19 protein-coding genes are annotated in these 18,554 nt (G+C 44.9%); 7 read left to right on the top strand and 12 right to left on the bottom strand.

Annotation, left to right across the window (positions count from 1 at the left end):
• Positions 1–19: 19 nt before the first annotated feature.
• Positions 20–235: a hypothetical protein gene (locus ACT3ID_RS14135; RefSeq protein ID WP_491542698.1), complete on the bottom strand. Its 216-nt coding sequence runs from the start codon at positions 233–235 to the stop codon at positions 20–22.
• A 134-nt stretch (positions 236–369) separates the two neighbouring features.
• Here ACT3ID_RS14135 and ACT3ID_RS14130 point away from each other — a divergent pair, with 134 nt between their 5' ends.
• Positions 370–1,041: a sulfite exporter TauE/SafE family protein gene (locus tag ACT3ID_RS14130; protein WP_491542697.1), complete on the top strand. Its 672-nt coding sequence runs from the start codon at positions 370–372 to the stop codon at positions 1,039–1,041.
• Positions 1,042–1,070: 29 nt separating this feature from the next.
• On the opposite strand, the gene ACT3ID_RS14125 is transcribed toward ACT3ID_RS14130, so the two are convergent.
• The 3 genes from ACT3ID_RS14125 to ACT3ID_RS14115 all read right to left on the bottom strand — a co-directional run bounded on the left by ACT3ID_RS14125 (position 1,071) and on the right by ACT3ID_RS14115 (position 4,453).
• Positions 1,071–2,039, bottom strand: coding sequence for an isoaspartyl peptidase/L-asparaginase family protein (locus tag ACT3ID_RS14125; RefSeq protein ID WP_491542696.1), 969 nt, complete (start codon positions 2,037–2,039; stop codon positions 1,071–1,073).
• A 63-nt stretch (positions 2,040–2,102) separates the two neighbouring features.
• Positions 2,103–3,197, bottom strand: a complete 1,095-nt coding sequence (locus ACT3ID_RS14120; protein WP_491542695.1) for an NAD(P)/FAD-dependent oxidoreductase — start codon at positions 3,195–3,197, stop codon at positions 2,103–2,105.
• Positions 3,198–3,259: 62 nt separating this feature from the next.
• Entirely contained in the window at positions 3,260–4,453 is a 1,194-nt protein-coding gene (locus tag ACT3ID_RS14115) for a M20 metallopeptidase family protein (protein WP_491542694.1), read from the bottom strand.
• Between the two features lie 151 nt (positions 4,454–4,604).
• On the opposite strand from ACT3ID_RS14115, the gene ACT3ID_RS14110 reads away from it, so the two are divergent.
• Positions 4,605–5,912, top strand: a complete 1,308-nt coding sequence (locus ACT3ID_RS14110) for a DUF4097 family beta strand repeat-containing protein (RefSeq protein WP_491542693.1) — start codon at positions 4,605–4,607, stop codon at positions 5,910–5,912.
• Positions 5,912–6,694, top strand: coding sequence for a tRNA (5-methylaminomethyl-2-thiouridine)(34)-methyltransferase MnmC2 (gene mnmC2, locus ACT3ID_RS14105; RefSeq protein ID WP_491542692.1), 783 nt, complete (start codon positions 5,912–5,914; stop codon positions 6,692–6,694). The genes ACT3ID_RS14110 and mnmC2 overlap by 1 nt, the downstream gene beginning before the upstream one ends.
• A 433-nt stretch (positions 6,695–7,127) precedes the next feature.
• Here the strand turns inward: mnmC2 and ACT3ID_RS14100 are convergent, their stop codons facing one another.
• The 3 genes from ACT3ID_RS14100 to ACT3ID_RS14090 all read right to left on the bottom strand — a co-directional run bounded on the left by ACT3ID_RS14100 (position 7,128) and on the right by ACT3ID_RS14090 (position 10,975).
• Entirely contained in the window at positions 7,128–9,110 is a 1,983-nt protein-coding gene (locus ACT3ID_RS14100; RefSeq protein WP_491542691.1) for a DEAD/DEAH box helicase, read from the bottom strand.
• Positions 9,111–9,179: 69 nt separating this feature from the next.
• The gene (locus ACT3ID_RS14095; RefSeq protein ID WP_491542690.1) at positions 9,180–9,944 is read right to left on the bottom strand and encodes a creatininase family protein; all 765 of its coding nucleotides are present in this window, start codon (positions 9,942–9,944) and stop codon (positions 9,180–9,182) included.
• Positions 9,945–10,081: 137 nt separating this feature from the next.
• The gene (locus ACT3ID_RS14090; RefSeq protein ID WP_491542689.1) at positions 10,082–10,975 is read right to left on the bottom strand and encodes a GntR family transcriptional regulator; all 894 of its coding nucleotides are present in this window, start codon (positions 10,973–10,975) and stop codon (positions 10,082–10,084) included.
• A 302-nt stretch (positions 10,976–11,277) separates the two neighbouring features.
• Between ACT3ID_RS14090 and ACT3ID_RS14085 the strand changes: the two genes are divergently transcribed.
• The gene (locus ACT3ID_RS14085; protein ID WP_491542688.1) at positions 11,278–11,622 is read left to right on the top strand and encodes a peroxiredoxin family protein; all 345 of its coding nucleotides are present in this window, start codon (positions 11,278–11,280) and stop codon (positions 11,620–11,622) included.
• Positions 11,623–11,757: 135 nt separating this feature from the next.
• On the opposite strand, the gene ACT3ID_RS14080 is transcribed toward ACT3ID_RS14085, so the two are convergent.
• Genes ACT3ID_RS14080 through ACT3ID_RS14070 form a run of 3 tightly spaced genes read right to left on the bottom strand, consistent with a single transcriptional unit; the run spans position 11,758 to position 12,636 of the window.
• Positions 11,758–12,039: a helix-turn-helix domain-containing protein gene (locus ACT3ID_RS14080; protein ID WP_491542837.1), complete on the bottom strand. Its 282-nt coding sequence runs from the start codon at positions 12,037–12,039 to the stop codon at positions 11,758–11,760.
• A 20-nt stretch (positions 12,040–12,059) separates the two neighbouring features.
• On the bottom strand, positions 12,060–12,356 hold the full coding sequence (locus ACT3ID_RS14075) for a hypothetical protein (RefSeq protein WP_491542687.1): 297 nt from the start codon (positions 12,354–12,356) through the stop codon (positions 12,060–12,062).
• 37 nt (positions 12,357–12,393) lie between these two features.
• Positions 12,394–12,636: a hypothetical protein gene (locus tag ACT3ID_RS14070; RefSeq protein ID WP_491542686.1), complete on the bottom strand. Its 243-nt coding sequence runs from the start codon at positions 12,634–12,636 to the stop codon at positions 12,394–12,396.
• Between the two features lie 107 nt (positions 12,637–12,743).
• Between ACT3ID_RS14070 and ACT3ID_RS14065 the strand changes: the two genes are divergently transcribed.
• Entirely contained in the window at positions 12,744–13,538 is a 795-nt protein-coding gene (locus ACT3ID_RS14065; protein WP_491542685.1) for a phytanoyl-CoA dioxygenase family protein, read from the top strand.
• Positions 13,539–13,597: 59 nt separating this feature from the next.
• Here ACT3ID_RS14065 and mutS read toward each other — a convergent pair whose 3' ends face one another.
• On the bottom strand, positions 13,598–16,282 hold the full coding sequence (gene mutS / locus ACT3ID_RS14060) for a DNA mismatch repair protein MutS (RefSeq protein WP_491542684.1): 2,685 nt from the start codon (positions 16,280–16,282) through the stop codon (positions 13,598–13,600).
• 131 nt (positions 16,283–16,413) lie between these two features.
• Between mutS and ACT3ID_RS14055 the strand changes: the two genes are divergently transcribed.
• Both ACT3ID_RS14055 and ACT3ID_RS14050 read left to right on the top strand, forming a co-directional pair.
• Positions 16,414–17,319 (top strand): YihY/virulence factor BrkB family protein, encoded by a 906-nt coding sequence (locus tag ACT3ID_RS14055; protein WP_491542683.1) that lies wholly within the window; start codon positions 16,414–16,416, stop codon positions 17,317–17,319.
• Between the two features lie 6 nt (positions 17,320–17,325).
• Positions 17,326–17,934 (top strand): DNA-3-methyladenine glycosylase, encoded by a 609-nt coding sequence (locus ACT3ID_RS14050; protein WP_491542682.1) that lies wholly within the window; start codon positions 17,326–17,328, stop codon positions 17,932–17,934.
• A gap of 60 nt (positions 17,935–17,994) precedes the next feature.
• Here the strand turns inward: ACT3ID_RS14050 and ACT3ID_RS14045 are convergent, their stop codons facing one another.
• Positions 17,995–18,492 carry a DUF4168 domain-containing protein gene (locus ACT3ID_RS14045; RefSeq protein WP_491542681.1) on the bottom strand — a complete coding sequence of 166 codons (498 nt, stop codon included), beginning with the start codon at positions 18,490–18,492 and terminating at the stop codon, positions 17,995–17,997.
• Positions 18,493–18,554 lie beyond the last annotated feature (62 nt).

Raw genomic sequence — 18,554 nt, 5'->3', positions numbered from 1 at the left:
TTTAATATCGGTTGGATTATTATTCAATGATGGAAGGCGCATTCCCGCCGAATTCTATGAAAAACATAAAAATCCACATTAACACTACGATAGCGAGATAAAGCAATGTCAAGGTAAGTGTACCATAAGGCTGATACTCTTCGATGGTAATTTCCCGCTCAATTTCGGGATTTCGATCTTCCCACTTGTTGTGGACATTTTTTTCATCTGATGTGTTATTATCTTCACCTGTCATAGATGATTTTTATATTTTAAGAGTAAATACTATTTAATCGGAATAAACAAGAAAATATTTACAGCTGTGAAGTTCAAATATCTTCTTCATTTAATCCAATTTTTTGCAAAAAACCAGGATTCCCCTACATAAATATGGACTGGATTATCGCCGGACTTACTTTTGGTTTTTTAGGTAGTTTTCACTGTATAGGCATGTGCGGCCCGATCGCCCTTTCTTTACCTCGAAAATCCTCGTTGTATCTTCGCTTCATCTTATCTAGAATATTATATAACATTGGGCGAATTGTAACATATGTTTTGTTGGGTGTTATAATTGGATTCTTCAGTCGAATGGTCGCATTCAGCGGTTATCAACAGGGACTTTCGATAGCAGTGGGAATAATACTCTTACTGGCTTTAGGTTGGAAAAAGCTGCGGAAACAGTTTCAAAAAATGGAATCCCTTCCCGTTAAATTTATCAGTAAAACCAGCCGCTTCATCAAAAATTTATTCACCAATGGTAGTTCAGGGGCTTTGTTTTTGATCGGGCTACTTAATGGATTTCTACCATGTGGGTTTGTTTATATGGCTCTTGCAACAGCTCTTACGTTTGGTACAGTCGAAAGCAGCGCTCTTTTTATGGCTGGATTCGGGATGGGAACTGTGCCGGCTATGCTGGGCATAAGTTTAACAGGATCGCTGATCCCGGCTGCATTCCGGCGCAGAATTCAAAAACTCTCTCCCTACTTTATTGCTGTGGTGGGCATCATACTTATACTCCGTGGATTAAATATTGGGATTCCACTTATCAGTCCCTCTATTTAGGCTCAATTATATCCAGCCATCAAGCAAAATCAATCTACTAGATAAGAAGAGTCGACCTTTCTGTTTTCTGAAGAATCATGTACGGCAAAGTTAAATCCTTTCTGGATACTGTAGCCCCCGAACTTTCCCTGCTTGTCTACAGCAATAAATCCAACCTGTATATTTTCGACTGACTCGTTCTTATGGACAATACGCTCAACGGTTTTTTGGCATGCCGTTTCGGGGTCACAGCCGCGCCGCATATATTCAACCACGGTATGACTACCGGCAACGCGGATGATTTCTTCACCCAATCCCGTACCGACAGCGGCTCCAACTTCATTATCAACAAAAAGTCCCGAACCAATTAGCGGAGAGTCACCAACCCGGCCATGCATCTTCCAGGCCGTTCCGCTGGTGGTGCAAGCTCCCGACAAATTGCCATTTTCATCAAGCGCCAGCATTCCGATGGTGTCGTGATTTTCAATATTGATTTCAGGCTGATATTCGGCATTCTCTTTCCACTCCTCCCAGTCTTTTCGGGATTCTTCCGTAAGCAGATCTTCCTCCTCAAACCCCTGATCCACAGCAAAGTTCAGAGCTCCGTCCCCGACCAGCATCACGTGCGGCGTCTCCTCTTTTACTTTGCGCGCTACTGATATCGGATGTTTAATATTACGAAGTGCTGCCACAGATCCACAACGATTCTGCTCATCCATGATACAAGCATCCAGTGTTACAATTCCATCGCGGTCGGGACGTCCGCCATAGCCAACGGTTCTCACCTCGGGATCACCTTCCGGTACTCGTACTCCTGCTTCAACGGCATCCAGCGCCGAACCGCCCTCTGATAATATCTTCCAGGCCTCTTCATTGGCTGATATACCAAATCCCCATGTGGAAATAATGAGCGGGGCACTAATTTTCCCGTGTCCGGACGAGAATCCTCTTGCCAATTTTTGGGCTGGCAAAAGGCCACTTAAGGCTGTTAGTTTCAAAAAATTTTTACGGCTAATCATAACAGAAAAATTTGTTTCTAAATTGAATGTTTTACCACTAAGATACTTTGTGCACTAGGTAATTCACTTTATCATTTCGGCGGTGCTGCGGCCCACTTCCATACCGATAGCAATGCCCATTCCACTGAGTCCTGCCGCTACAAATCTTCGTCGATCGAGCTGTCGGATAATAGGCGTTTTAGTAGGCGTAAATCCCATAATGCCCGACCATTCGTGTTCGATCTCCCAACTATCTGACAACTGCAGCCTATCCGACACAAAATTGGTCAAATAATTCTTGATCTTCATATTCGTCCCAAATTGATCGGTCTCCTCACCTTTTTTATCGAGATTACGGGCTCCGCCAATTAATAATCTATCTCCAACATTCCGAAAATAGATATAACCACGATCATGGTGAAAGATCCCTTTCCACGGCAGGTTCTTTTGTTCATTCGTAACCATAACAAATCCCCGCGCAGGCTGGATATCCAATTCTGGTATTAATCGTCGTAAAAAGCCATTTGCTGCGAAAAGTACCTTCTCCGCCTTTAGTTCTAATCCGCTGCCAAGAAATATTTCTCCATCTTTCGAGACCTGCTCTACCTCACTGTTCCATTTTATTTCCACACCAGCCTCACTAACTTTCTCTGCCAGCTGATGCATCATCTTTCCCGGATGCAGTGCTCCCTCAAGCCGATTTCGAATAACGGGATATCCCTGCAGTTCATCCGTTGAATAGACCTCATCTTCGCCTGTTAAACCCTTCATCCAGCCGTTAAACCGCTCAACTTCGGGAGCTACTTTTTTAAAAGCATCTCCGGATGTAAAAAACTCATAGCCGCCACAGTGCTCATATCCAATTGCTTCTTCCCCTAAGGTTCTTTTGAGCAATTCCAATCCCTCATATCGTCGTTTTATTCGCTTTTTAATACCTTCCTCGGACTCTTTTTCGATATCAGCAATATGCTCCCCGATTGATCCCACGCAAGCAAAACCGGCATTGCGCGTACTGGCTCCCTGTGGCAAAAATCCACGTTCAAGTACGGCTACTCTTGCTTTGGGATATTCTTGCTTATAAAATAAGGCCGATGACAGACCCACTATTCCGGCGCCGACGATTACCAGATCATAAGGTTTAAGAAAAGAATCCTGTTCCCAAAAGGATGTATTTGCCATATCTTTGGTCATTAATTATCGGTTATTTGTTAATAGGAAAACAAATAACAAGTAACAAATAACTAATTTTGAACATCCTGAAATACCAGAGAGGCCATCAATGCCGCGCCGGTGATAAAACACTCTTCATCAATATTATACTTGGAGTGATGCCAACTGTAAGTCGACCCTGTCTCATCACGTCCGCTACCCAAAAAGAAAAATGCTCCGGGAAATTCCTGTTGGTAAAAGGCAAAGTCTTCTCCCGCCATAATCGGATCCTCCAACATATGCACATTCTCGTCACCCAAAAGGCCATTTGCTGAATTGATAACATTTTCCGTAGCCCAATCTGAATTGATTACAGCCGGATATCCATAGTCGAAGTCAAAGGTATAACGGCCACCCGAAGCCACAGTTACAGACTTTACAATCGACTCAATACGATCTTTAATCATATCAGCTGTCTCTGCAGAAAATGTGCGCACTGTCCCCAGCATCTCTACTTTTTCCGGGATAATATTATGGGCCGACCCCCCGCTTATTTTTCCAACCGTAACAACAGCCGGCTCTGTAGGATTAACATTTCGACTAACGATCGTCTGCAGCTGATTTACAATCTGCGAGGACATTACGATAGGATCTATCGCCTGATGCGGTGATGCCGCATGTCCGCCCTGCCCAATTACTTCAATTTTAAATTCATCAGGCCGCGCCATTACCGGTCCCTCTTTTATGGCTATTTTCCCAGGCTCTAAGCCAGGATAGGAATGGAGACCATAAATCACATCTACTCCTTTTTCCTGAAGATATCCTGTCTCACAAAGCAAGCGTCCACCACCTGGCAGTTTTTCTTCACCCGGCTGAAAGATCAACAGTACTGTCCCTTCAATTTCATCTCGTACATCGGATAAAATTTGAGCAGTCCCCAACAGGTTGGCCGTATGTCCGTCGTGCCCGCAACAGTGCGCTATCCCCTCATTTTGCGATATAAATTCGTCTTTATGATTGCCCTCTTCTTTCATTGGCAGAGCATCAATATCAGCTCGCAGAGCTATCACCCGACTCGAAGGCTTTCCTCCTTCAATAATGCCAACGCATCCGGTTTCAAGTGGACGATCCACAGGAATATCCAGCGCTTCCAATTTCTCAATAATAAATTTTGTGGTTTCGTATTCTTCGTAACTTAATTCAGGATGGCGGTGAAGATGTCTCCTAATCTCTACCATATCGGGCTGACAGGCTTTGGCCTTCTCTTTCATGTTCGCAAAATCCATAGCAAATTAATTATTTAAAGAACTTGTTCAGCTAATGGCATTAAGATATAAATTATATGGAAACACAAAGAGCATAATTGCAACTTATCCGTGATAATTCCGTATTCTTTTAACGTTCAATATTCAACAGAAATGATTTAGAACTAATCGCATGAGCACAGCCAGAACATCCTGGGAAATCGTCCTAGCCGGCATCGCATTTATCGGGATCGGTATTTATCTGTTAAATCAAAATTCAACTTCGGATTCTTCAAATGCTGCTGCCTGGCATTCTCCGCCCGAAGCACCATCCTTTTCTTTTGATGATTCCAATCTGCCTGGTGCAATTGTCATTGACCTCGAGAATTTAAAGAACCTGGAAAATCTTAAGAATCTGCGCAACCTGAAAAATCTGGAACAACTAAAAGATTTGGAAATAGAGCTTCAGAATCTTGATAAGATTATCGAAAAGCACGCCAACCAGGATGTTATCGGGGAAAGCCTCGATCAAAGTCTCCAGCAATTAGAAGCTGAGCTGCAAAAGATTGAGAATGCTGATTTCAAAGTTAGGCTGCGCGACCAAAAAATATACATCAACAAAGATTATGATGTTAGTGAGGCTCAATGGACAGAAGTCAATCCCGGAGTATATGTTTTCCGGGAATCCTTAGCTGTATCAGATCTGGAATCGATGGATTTAAAACTTGGTTTCGGCAACTTAAATGTTGTGGGTACTGATAATGGACAAAGTGAAATAATACTGCGTGCTACAGGCAATTTTAATGACCCTGCACAATTTTCAGAACAATTAAGAATTAACAAAAACATCAACGCACCCAATGCCAGCTTTCGGATTATGCCTGTAGAATCAAGTAATATTTCTGACAAAATTAATCTTGAAGCAACGCTGACCATCCCCAAAAATATAAAAGTCATAGCCAATACATCGGGGGGACATATCAACGCCAGTAATATGACTAACGATCAGCATTTGCAAACATCGGGGGGGCACATTTCCCTTCATTCACTGGAAGGAAATACTGTAGCAAAAACAGATGGCGGACATATTACCGGCGATAATATTGCGGGAAAAACCTCGGTTAGCACCGGTGGTGGACATATTAAAATTGATAACTCCTCCGGATCGCTGACAATAAAAACCGGTGGCGGACATATTGAGATTCAGGATGCTACAGGAAGTATTTCAGCCAAAACTTCAGGCGGTAATATTTCGGCTAGCGTCTATCAACCCGATGGATCGCTAAAATTTGTGACCTCTGCCGGCAATGTTAATCTCAATTTGCCAAAGGATATTGCAGCTGATTTCGATATTTCGGGATCAACAGTGAAACTCTCGGATACTTTTAATTTTGAAGGAACAAAATCACCCGGAAGTATTTCTGGATCTGTGAACGGAGGTGGATTGCCTGTAGTTGTGCGTTGCGAATACGGCAATGTAAATATCAATACCAACGACTGATGTCAGACGAAGCTTCGGATGATAGCCCGAAACTTGTAGAAACAAGAGATGGATCCCATACTGTTTACGCCTCCCGATTTGATCAACATTTTCACAACCCCAATGGTGCTGTAGCCGAAAGTCGGTACGTATTTTTTGAACAAACGGGATTGCTGAATGCCTTAGCCAACCGTGATCAAATCACTCTTCTTGAAGTGGGTTTTGGTACTGGACTCAACTTACTTTTGCTGATGGATTACTGGCTAAGCCAAAATAGTTCTGCCCGGATCCACTTCTATTCTGTAGAGGGATTTCCACTTCAGCCTGAAGTCACAGAACAGCTCAACTATGAGCAGTTTCTTGAACATCCTCAACTGATCGATCACCTATCAACTATCTTTGATAACCTCTCAAACGGGATGAATGACTTTACGCTCACCGAATATATATCTTTGCATCTTTTCAATGGAATGTTTTCAAATTTTAACCCTAAAGATTTGAAAGCCGATTTCATTTTCCACGACGCCTTTTCACCCGATGTTAATCCCGATTTATGGACCGGAGAAGTTTTTAAAACCCTCAAAAATCTTAGCAACAATGATGCTATTCTTTCAACCTATTCGGCAGCATCCAAAGCGCAGGGAGCACTGGCCTGGGCGGGATGGAAAGTGGCCAAAACACAGGGAGCACTCGGCAAGCGCGAGATGATCTTGGCTTCACCCAGCGAAAAACCGTTGGTAGATTATAAACGCATAAATGAAAAACACTACGCACGCCGGTACGCCGAGGGAGACTTTGATTAGCAAGCCCCATCCGATGGCTGTACGTGCCATCGGATGGGTTTTTGTACCTACGATAACTTTGTAACCACAGTCCCGGTGAATTCTATACAGGTTCAGATGGTAGATTTACCTTTGATTCATTAGGTGATTCCTTGTTCATTTTTTGTGACCAAAAAACGAACCAAAAAAGTCTTGGGGGAATCGTAGATTTTGGACTTTCTAAAGCCGGAAATCAGAGATTGCTTTTCCACTGTAGTCATTATTCTGAAAAAGCTTTCCCCGATTCCCCCAAACCCCGGTAAGTAAAACCAAAAGCTGTACGAATATTATGTCAGCGGATAGTAGTTAGAATTACTTACTTATTGGCGTCCTCTGCACCATCCGATGGCACGTTCAGCATTCGGATGGGTTTAGCTGGCTGTAATAAGCGTCCACGCTTATTACACTCAACAATCTACTTTTTCTCCTGGTTTTGAAAACGCCGCAGCAGCCGCCCCAGAAATTTATCGGCATAAACTTTGTTGATGTGATCCATATCCGCAAGCAAAACAAGCCGCTCCTTACTTCGCGAAAATGCTACGTTTAGCAAGCGGGGCACCGCAAGTCCGTTTTTCTCTTCATCAAACGGACGTACAGAATAATGACGACGGCGTCCGTACTGCTCCTCTCCACTCATCACCGTATCGAAAATGATTACGTCCTTTTCACGTCCCTGAAATGTATGGATCGTGCCGACCTCAACCATTCCGTACCCATGTTCATACAATTCACCACGGATGTCATATACAGTACTCCGGAATGGAACAATAATACCAATCTCCTCAACCGGAACCTGATTTTTCAACACCAGCCGCTTAACCATCTTTATTAAAATATGATTGTGCACTTCATTCACCGGGCTGAATCCCTTGCCCTCATCCTTTTGCGTCAGCACCGGCCCATATTTTTGGCTATCGATCACATTGACTGTCGTACTGCTGCTCTCTTGCGGTGTAATCGCCGGATCTAAATTCTCATCCGTGTTTGCAGTTTTCAGTCGTCCTTCATAAAACACTGTACTCAACACTTCCGCCAGATCCTCATTCAGGCGATACTGCGTATCATAAAACGTCGTAAGCGGGCGATTTTTATCGTGCCACTCAAACAGGTCTTCTGTCGTCTCCGCATTGGAAGCAAACGTGAAAATATCATCCTCTAAAAATTTTCGTGCGTGAACATCGTCGGTTAATGCAATCGGCGGCAACTGCATCGGATCTCCCACAACCACTACGTGTGATTTCGCCTTGGCCGCCAATACCATCAGATATGGCAAGTTTGCCATCGACGCTTCGTCTATCACTACCGCGTCAAACTTCATACCGTCAAACAGATCCGAGGTACAAACCTTGGCCAGTGTCGTAGCCACCAGCTGCATACGTTCCAACTCCACCCGCTCATTAACTGTAATAAGCCGATCGATCTTTTCTTCAAGTGCAGCTTCGCCACCGTGCTCGTCTATACGGTCACCCAACATATCAATCTGTTGATCCAACTCCTCGGGTACCTCTTCGCCGTGGCTCATCAGGTTATCGATCTCTTTCTGCAGTTTCTGGTACTCACCCAGCAGATTATCGAGATTACCGGCCTCTTCCTTTTGCTTTTTCTCTTTTTGATTAACGTAATGCTCAAATAATACCTGTTCCAGTCGCTCGCTGTCCAGCGCCATCTCACCAAACCGCGTCACTTTTTCTTCGAGATGCTCTTTTTCAACGGATCGCAGTGCCTGCAAAGCGCTAAGCAATCCCACATCCACGGCCCGGTTAGTATTTGATGCAAAAAGAATTCTTTTACCCTTTATAAGATAGTTGGCAATCATAAATCCCAGCGTCGATGTTTTGCCCGTGCCCGGCGGTCCCCAAACATATAGCACCTCATTTTGCAGCGACTTAATCAATGATTCGTGCTGCGACTTATTTCGCTTGCTATCATCGAGCACACGGGTTTTGTCATCTTCGGTATGATGTTTCTCCGAATCGGGATAAAAAAGCCGCCCCATTCGCTTTCGGGCATCTTTTTGGCTGCTGTCGAGCAGTCTTTCCAGCTCCATCTTCAGCCGGCGCAGCACAAAATCATTTTCCCACTCCAAGCGGACTTTCGGCAGGGATTCACCGAAATTATGCGGAAAATTCAACACCACTTTATCATCATCAACCTCTACCGGATGCAGCTCAAGTTCATCCTCATAATCCTCCATCTCCCCTTTTATCACCTCGGCAAACCGAAGCGATTTGTTCTTTGTCTCAAATTCATAGTAAAAAGCATTCGGGGGGTGATCGTCGCGGCGACTGCCATCAAAAAGTACATCTCGCGCAGGCTTCTCACGCACCGTTTCAATCTCCGAGTCCACCGCCTCAATCGCCCGGTTAATCAGCTTTTTTATTTTCTTGTCGCTGCTCATCTATTCTCAAATATTAATTTACTAAATTTCAAGTCTGCCGTTTCACATCTCACGTCTGCCGTCTGCCACCTATTCATACAAATCATTCAAATCAGCCTCTGCCAATTCCACAAATAATTGACTCACCTTTTCCACCACTGACTCGAAATAAGCTTCTCCTTTTTCGGCAGTCGCCTTTTTGGGATTACCAACACCGGTGTCCTCCGTTACCTCCGACCATCGGCGCTCTGCCCAGGCCCAATTTTCGCGAAGCGCTTTAATACGATACTGCCTGGCATCACCGTCCCCCGCCTCATTCAGCGGACGCACTAACTCCGGACACAGATACATTACAAGGCTCGTTTCCATCTCATCAGCATGATCACCCTCGGGATGATCAAAGAACTTGCTTTTATCCACAGCCTGAAACCAGTTGCAAAAACTGATGAACATATCGGGATATTTCACCCCGAGCTCGCGAATCATCGGCTTAAAATTATTACCGCCGTGACCGTTCAAAATAAGCAGCTTCTGTATTCCCTGACGATTCAACACTTCAATCACATCATCCAAAATAGCCGCCTGTGTGCTGGGATGCAGGTTGATATCCAGCTTGATATCCGTCTGACCAGTATTTACTCCAAACGGGATGCAAGGCAAAATCATGATCTTTGCTCCTTGCTCCCAGGCTCTTTTCCCGGCCGCCTCAGCAATACCCTCGCTCTCGATTATATCAGTCGCATACGGCAGGTGATAGTTGTGCGCTTCCGTAGCTCCCCATGGTAATACGGCTAATTCTATCTCTTGATCCTTTATCGCTTTCCAATTGCTCTCCGCCAATATATATGGACGCATATCTGGTTACTGGTTACTGGTTACTGGTTACTGGTTACTGGTTACTGGTTACTGGTTACTGGAAGTTTCTATTTTGTTCACTCAAGTCAAACTCACATTTGCCGTTTCACATTTGCCATCTCATGTCTGCCATCTGCTTACTGATCCCAGAGTTCGGCACGAATTGTCTCAGCACTTTTTTCAGAAATACGATACTCCAGCTTGATCCGGCGTCGCTCGGGAATCTTCTGTTCAACAAGCTTGGCACTATCCGAAGTATACAAAATAAGATCCGTCTCTCTGACAAACAGCGGCAGGGAACTTCCGTACGTTGCTCCCGCCACAAACGAGCCGCCAAATTTGATACTCACTTTCAGCTCATCAATTATTTTAGGAATGGTTTTATCATCCGAAGTTACCAATCCAATCGTATCAATGGCCGCGCGATCCACGATCGACAGCAACGTATCGGGATTGATGCTGTACACAATAGGAAGCAGCCGGCCCTTCTCAGCAAATTCGCGGAACTTATTCACCAGCTGAATCGGCACAAACAGGGCATCATATTTCACCGTTTCGTTATATTGATCTGCGTTAAGTACCTGGCTGCGAACGCCGATCTCTTTTTTGATAGCATCAGCTAGCATCCGCCCCATCTCTTCAGTTTCTCCGATGCTGGCACAGGTTTCGATGCGGTCGGGCCAGTCCATAAAGCTAAGCTGCTCCTGAAAAAGTTCATCGATCTCAGTCTCATCAAGTCCGTATCCAATCAGCTCTTCGAGCAACATCCGCATCTTTTCGGCTCCCACTTCGAGGCGATCGGCCTTGTCGAGATTGGTATTCTGTCGCTCAACAATAAATCCTTTGCCGCGCTCTCCGCGGATTAATCCTTCATCGGCCAAAATGTGGTAGGCCTTGCGTACAGTGTGAAAACTCGACTCCAACTGGCGTCCCAGCTCACGCGTCGAGGGCAATGTTTCTCCCACCTGAAACTGCTTGGTGGCAATCATCAACCGAATGCGGTCGGCAATATATTTGGCAGAAGTTTTCATACTGTTGATCTGTTCGCGTTCAATGCCCAAAAGATAGGTGATTCAACACTGATTCTCATTCTTCAATCGAAATAAAAATACGGATATCTAAACGTTATTTAGAACTCAACCAGAACCGCGGAGGAACCAGAGGATCTCACAGTTACACAGCATTATTCTATCTTTCAGGAAGCTCTCATAACATCCTGTTCACTAATGAATCATAGATAGACATACGATTACATGAAATTCTCTGCGTTATCCTCAGCGAAACTCTGTGGTTTAATGCATATAGAGCATAATACCGGAATCCACTCCGGAGAATGCTACTATTTTTTGGCGGGATCGCTCAACAAATGGGATCCGGCGATAAGGGAATTGGATTGGGACAAAAAAATTACGTGCTCCTGGATTTTTGGGGCAGCTGGTGCGGACCGTGCATCAAAGAAATCCCGCGCCTGCGAAAAGCATATCAACAATTTGAAGATCATGATTTTGAAATGGTTGGTTTTGCCTACCAAAGCCGGCAATCACTGGATCAAGCGTTGGAAGAATACGAGTTGCCATGGCCACAAATTGCGGATCATAAAGGCGAATACAGCACTATGTTTTTGGTCCGGGGATATCCAACAAAATATCTCATTGGACCCGACGGTACTGTGCTTTAAAGTGGAACCAGCTTGCGTGGAGAACAGCTTATCATCACGCTTGAGAATTATTTGAAATAAGCCATTAATGTTCACACGAAGAGCTCATAAGTAAAATAAAGTGAAAACCTTATTTAATCTTTACAAACCATTCCATCACCTTTGGTCACCTTTCTCTCGATAAGCAGTAGGGGTTATGCCGGTGTATTTCTTAAAGACGGTCGAAAAATACTGGGAAGAAGAAAATCCCAACATAAATGCTATATCGGTAATAGATTCATCACTGGTTGTTAAATATGTTTTAGCTTCTTCAACTTTACGTCTGGATACATAGTCGGCGGGTGACAAACCAGTCTCCTTTTTAAACTTTTCCTTGAACCAATAAGTTGAAAGTTTCGAAACTTCAGCCATATCCTCCACCGAAATATCCTGATCCAGATTATCACCAACATATTCCTTTACTCGTTGAATTGCAGGTGATATGGTATGCTCTTTTGTTGTTTACGGGAACAGGATATTACCTTCAGCAGAAAAGCCATCACCAGGTTTTCTACTGCTATTTGTCGCAGGGGACGATCCTCATCCAGGCAATAGGAAATAATCTCATCAAAATAATACTGAAGAACTTTAGTGCCCCTGAAATGGCGGGATGGGATGGAAGTGAGCGTTTTTTTAAGATTCTCCGCCGGTTCCCCGCTCTGATTTAAAAAATCAGCCTGATCATCAGAAATTTCTAAAATAAGCCAATACAGCATCCCCTTCTCTTCGGGAAATTCACCAGTACTGTGGATCTCATTGGGAAAAAGTTATAAAAACATCACCCCCTGATAGCGAATACTCAACTCCCTCGACCTCATAAATTTGCTTCTCCTTGGCCAGATAACAGATTTCTAAACTGTTTCTGTGCCGGTGGGGCTTCAGACCCTCCTGCGCCCGGATATATCTGTATCGTCCAACCCTCTTAACCTCCGGGACATCAACATCAAGATTGTCGAAATCGATGCTGGTACGTTCCGGCTCTACAGGATCACCCATATCAACTATGTATAATTTTGTCGGGGTTACTAAAATTAATAGTCAAAAAAGTTCGAACCCTCCATATTGTTACAGAATTTTTTAAAAATAAAACGGGAGGTCGTACAATGTCACAAAAGACAATCTTATCAGAAACAGAACTCCACAAATACCATTCCGATGGCTTCACTATAACAAAACAGTTAACAACGCCTGAGGACATAGCTTATGTCCGGGAAATTTTTGACCGGATGTTTCGGGAAAAGCTGGGAAGAAGTGAAGGTAATCAATTTGATCTGGCTGGATCAGACAAAGACGGGAAAGAAGCTTCGCTCCCGCAAATCAAAGAGCCCGCTCGTTATTCTCCTGAACTTAATGATTCCAATCTTTTAGAAAATGCTTCGTATGCATTAAGTCAGATTTTTGGTGAACCTGTCCAAGCATCATTCTACCACGCCATATTCAAACCCGCAAAACACGGGGCCGAAACTCCGTGGCATCAGGATGCGGCATATTGGGATCCCAATGTTATCCATCGAAAAATAAGCGTTTGGGTACCCCTGCAGGATGTAACTGTAGAAAATGGATGTATGCAGTTTGTGCCTACAACTGATAGACAGGATATTATGCCTCATCAAAGCATCAACGATGATCCTACCATACATGGTTTAGAACTTATGCCAGAAACACACGAAGAGCTTTCAAATAAAGCAGTACCCTGCCCGCTTCCGGCCGGCGGTGCTACCTTTCATGGTGGTTACACTCCACATTATGCCGCTCCAAACTTTTCGGATACTCCCCGCCGTGCTATCATTTTAAAAGGAGAACTTGCTCCGATAGAACGATTAGAGGAGATGCGATTCCCCTGGCTGGAAGAGAAACGTACGGCACGCTTACAAAGGAAAAACAGTAAAACCGGATAATCAGTAACAAATAATCGAACAGCTTACCAAACTTCTAAAGTTTGGTAAAGCTAATGCATTTAACTTCGCTTCTCCACCAGCTTCTTAAGCTCCGAAACCAGCATCAGCGATTCGATGGGCGTCATCCGGTTGGGATCACAGGCCTCAAGCTTATCGATAAGCTGCTCGGTGTTAGGATCAAGCTGCGTCTGAAACAGCGAAGGCTGCGTGATCTCATCCTGCTTGTCCATCTCTTTCGCCGCTTTCTTGACCGCCTTCTTCTTTTTCTTGGCTCCCTCTTCGAGCGTACCGTTGCTGTCGGTCAGATCCAGACTGTGACTCTCAAGATTTTCTAGAATCTCTTTTGCCCGTTCAATGACGATCGAAGGCAGACCCGCCATATCGGCTACCTGAATTCCGTAGCTGTGGTCGGCACCGCCGCGAACCAGCTTGCGCAGAAAGATCACTTTATCATCGTGCTCTTTGACCGAAACGTTATAGTTGACGATATGATCATACATATTTTCGAGCTCGTTCAGCTCATGGTAGTGGGTAGCAAACAGTGTTTTTGCAGCCACCGAAGGCTGATTGTGCAGGTATTCAGCCAGTGCCCACGCAATGCTGAGTCCGTCAAACGTGCTGGTCCCCCGCCCAACTTCATCCAGCAAAATCAGTGAATTTCGCGTGGCATTGTTGAGAATATTTGCCGCTTCGTTCATCTCTACCAGAAATGTACTCTCTCCGGCCGCCAGGTTATCGGAAGCCCCTACGCGGGTAAATATTTTGTCCACCAGTCCGATATGTGCCTCCTCGGCCGGAACAAAACAGCCGATCTGTGCCAGCAGCACAATCAGTCCCGTCTGACGCAGAATAATACTTTTTCCGGCCATATTGGGACCGGTAATGATCAAAATCTGCTCATCTTCATTTTCGACGTGCAGGTCGTTGGGAATAAATGGATCGCCCGGCGGAAGCGTTTTTTCAACTACGGGATGACGTCCCTTCTTGATATTTATCTTCTGATCGTCGGCAATGGCCGGCTTGCAATAGTTATTGTGATACGATACCTCGGCAAAACTCTGCAGGCAATCGAGCTCGGCCAGCGCCTCGGCCACCTGCTGAATCTCCTCGGCGTAGCCGGCAATCTCAATGCGGAGTTCTTCAAAAAGTTCATACTCCAGGGTTTTACTCTGTTCTTCAGACGAGAGAATCTTCTCTTCCACCTCTTTGAGCTCGGGCGTAATATAGCGCTCGGAGTTCACCAGCGTCTGCTTGCGAATAAACTCTTCGGGCACCTTGTCGGCATGCGTGTTCGTTACCTCGATATAGTACCCATACACTTTGTTATAGCCGATCTTTAGCGAATCGATGCCGGTTTCGGCTGCCAGTTCATCTTTTGTCTTGGCGATATAATCTTTGCCGTTGCGTGCCACATTTCGCAATTCGTCAAGCTCTTCGTTAAATCCATCCTTAAAGATATCACCGTCGCGCACGCTCGTCGGCGGATCCTCCACGATCGCCTTCTCGATCTTTTCTTGCACCTCAATAAGCAGTTTGAGCCGATCCAGAATATCATTAAGCAGCGGCTCGTCGAGTTGGTTGAACTGCATCTTTACGCGCGGAATCTGCGCCAGAGAATCTTTCAGGCTGACCAAATCACGCGGATTCGCGCGCCCAACACAAATACGGGATATCAATCGCTCCAGATCACCGATTTGTTCCAGCTCTTCGCGCAGGTTTTCGCGCACCTCGTGGTTGACGTTCAATCCTTCGACAGCATTCAGTCGACGGCGAATAGGCTTCATCCGCTTCAGGGGACGCATGATCCATTTGCGCAGCATTCTGCCGCCCATAGCCGTGCAGGTTTTATCCAAAATTGAAATCAGCGTACCCTCGGTGCTTTCGCCCTCCTGAATGGTGGTTGTCAACTCGAGATTTCGCTTAGTCGATCCATCCAGCGACATGTACTCGTTATTTTCATACTTCTGTATACGCTTGATGTGTCCCAGCGAGGCTTTCTGCGTCTCTTGGATATAGTGCATCAGCGCGCCGGCTGCTACGTGGGCAACTTTCTTATCCTCCACGCCAAAACCTTTGAGTGAATGCGTTTCGAAATGATCTGTCAATAAGTTGTAGCCGTAATCACCTTCATAAACCCAATCCTCAATAAACGTCATATTGTAATCCAGCAGGTATTCCGGCACGTTATTCTTCAGATCCTGGGGGAGCAGCAGTTCGGCCGGCGTTATCGACTGCATCAGGTCACTGAGCTGATGCTTCGACACTTCAGTCAGCGAAAACTCACCCGTCGAAACATCCGCAAATGAAACCCCTGCAGTATCGCCATCCCAATGTATGGCGGCAGCATAGTTATTGCGTTTATGCTCGAGCAGTTTCTCCGACATCGTAACGCCCGGTGTGGTGATCTCCGTAACTTCACGGTTCACCACTTTACGTCCGGCATTTTTGGCTTCGGACGGCTCCTCAACCTGCTCGCAAACAGCCACGCGATAGCCTTTCTTAACCAACTTTGGCAGATAGGTATCCAGGGCGTGGTAGGGAAATCCTGCCAAGGGAGTTTGATCGCTTCCGTTATTACGTTTGGTGAGTGTAATACCCAGCTCCTTACTAACCAGCTCCGCATCATCGGCAAACGTTTCATAAAAATCACCAACCCGAAAAAGCAAGATGGCACCCTCATGTTCATCTTTAATTTTGTGATACTGACGCATCAGCGGGGTGAGCGACTTGGTTTTGGTACTCATTGAGAAGCGATTATTTTGTGCTTAATGTTTCATTTCGTAAATAAAAGAAACTGATCGGCATAAATCAGGCTAGCATTACAGAAGTAATCAGTTTAACTTTCACATATTCATTGTAAACAGAATATTTATTAGTGCAGAAGTATAAGGATTTCTGGCGGCTCATCGTAACCTTGGTGAAGAAGAAAGATATTTTTTTTAACGCCTCCGCCATTACGTTCAACCTTTTTATCTGTTCCATCCCGTTCATTCTGCTGATGATTTCTATCATCGGGTATATCCTTTCCTATGAGGCTGCTTTCGAGGAAATCCTGCGATACGGACGCGAACTATTCCCCAGCTTTACCTATGAATCTCGCAGTGAGGATATATTTCGTGGTGCCGTTACGCTTGAAACGTTATTGAATCCCTTAATTGGAGCCCGTCGTCTTTTCGGTATTGTAGGTCTCATCATATTGGTATTTTTTGCGCAGGGATTTTTTCACACGCTCAAGCACGTGGTCTTCGATATCTTTGAGATCGAAGATCGGCGGCATCCCATCCTGGAGATGGTTTATAACTTTTTCACGTTTGGTCTAGTTGGCGGTGTATTTCTGTTTTTCAGTCTGGCTATTTCTCTGCTTTCACTGCTCTCCTTTAACCAGCTATCACTGCCTTATACTGATGTGGTACTGGAGCTCGACTGGATATATCAACTGCTGAACTTTCTTATACCTTTACTATTCACATTCTTCCTTTTTTACATCATTTTCCGATTTATCAGCGAAAAACGCATGCAGCGCAGGGTGGCGTTGCTGGCTTCGGCTGTTTACACCATCTTATTTGAGTTGGCCAAATACGGCGTGGGATATTATTTAGACTACGCACTTGGTGCCTACCGCTATTTTTACCAAGGATATACTATTTTAGTTATTATCGGCGTATGGGCCTTCTACTCCGCCGCTCTTTTTGTGGTCACTACCATCATCGCCCGAGCTTATCAGGTAGCCTTTTTGGAGGAAGAATCAATCCCGGAAAACCCATACACAATGATTTCCTAGGTGATTATGTCTAACAACAAACTTCCCCTCTCTTTTTATCAACAAGATGATGTTGTGGCCATTTCGCGACAACTGATAGGCAAAGTATTATGCACTCAAATTGGTGATGCGCCAATGACGAGTGGCATTATAACTGAGACCGAAGCATACTGCGGGCGTGGCGATAAAGCCTGTCACGCCAACAATGGTACACGTACCCAACGTACCGAAACAATGTACCAGGCCGGTGGTATTGCTTACATTTACCTTTGTTACGGGATACATCATCTGTTTAACATCGTCACCAATACCGAAAACAAAGCTGATGCGGTGTTGATCAGAGCCATCCAGCCTGAAGATGGTAAAGAGACCATGCTGCAGCGTCGAAAGGCCCAAAAAATTCAACCGGCACTTACTGCAGGTCCCGGCCGCCTTACTCAGGCGCTGGGTATCACGACCGATTTTGATGCCGAACCTCTGTTTAATGATACCATCTGGATTGAAGACCGCGGGCAGGCGTTTACAGATAATGAGTTAACTGCTACAGAGCGAGTGGGCGTGGATTATGCCGGTGAAGATGCCGATCTTCCGTGGCGTTTTTATCCCACAGAAAGCAGATGGATAAGCAAAAAATAGAAAAAGCCTGTCCTTACATCAGGACAGGCTTTTTAAAAAATGAAATAGGTAATGAACTGCTTAGTTCTGTTCCTGCTCGTCCATTTCTTGTGCAATCTCCTTAAAGCGACTCATCACATCGGGATCTGATTGCAGGGCTTGGCTTATTGCCTGAAAACGCTGCGGCTGCAAGCCATTTTCCTGCATAGCACTCATCATTTCCTGACGAGACTGCTGCTGCATCTTTTGCAGCTTAGGTTGAATTTCCTGCATCGTCTTTTCTTCCTGTTCGGTTATCTCAACTGAGTCTGACATTTGTGGATTTTGGCGACTCATCATAATCTGCTGAAATCGCTGCATATCCATCTCTTTGTCAGCGAGTATATTCTCAACTTCTTGCTGTGACTCTTGTTGAATTTTTTGCATCTCATTGGTAACCAACACAAACTTTTCAAGCTCCTTATCAGTAATGCTATCGGGTTGTGCTTGTTGTTGCATTTGTTGCCCCTGTGCAAACGCCGAACCGGCTAATAGTAAGAAGCCTAATACAAATGCGGCTGATTGTTGAAGAAATTTCATAAAGTAAATGGTAATTTTAGGTTAGATTAGCTCGCGAAGTAGTTTGAGCAATATAATTATTA

The organism is Fodinibius sp. GM108 (assembly GCF_058386985.1).
Note: the sequence above shows the minus strand (reverse complement) of the source record. Positions and strands in the feature narration are given on the sequence as shown.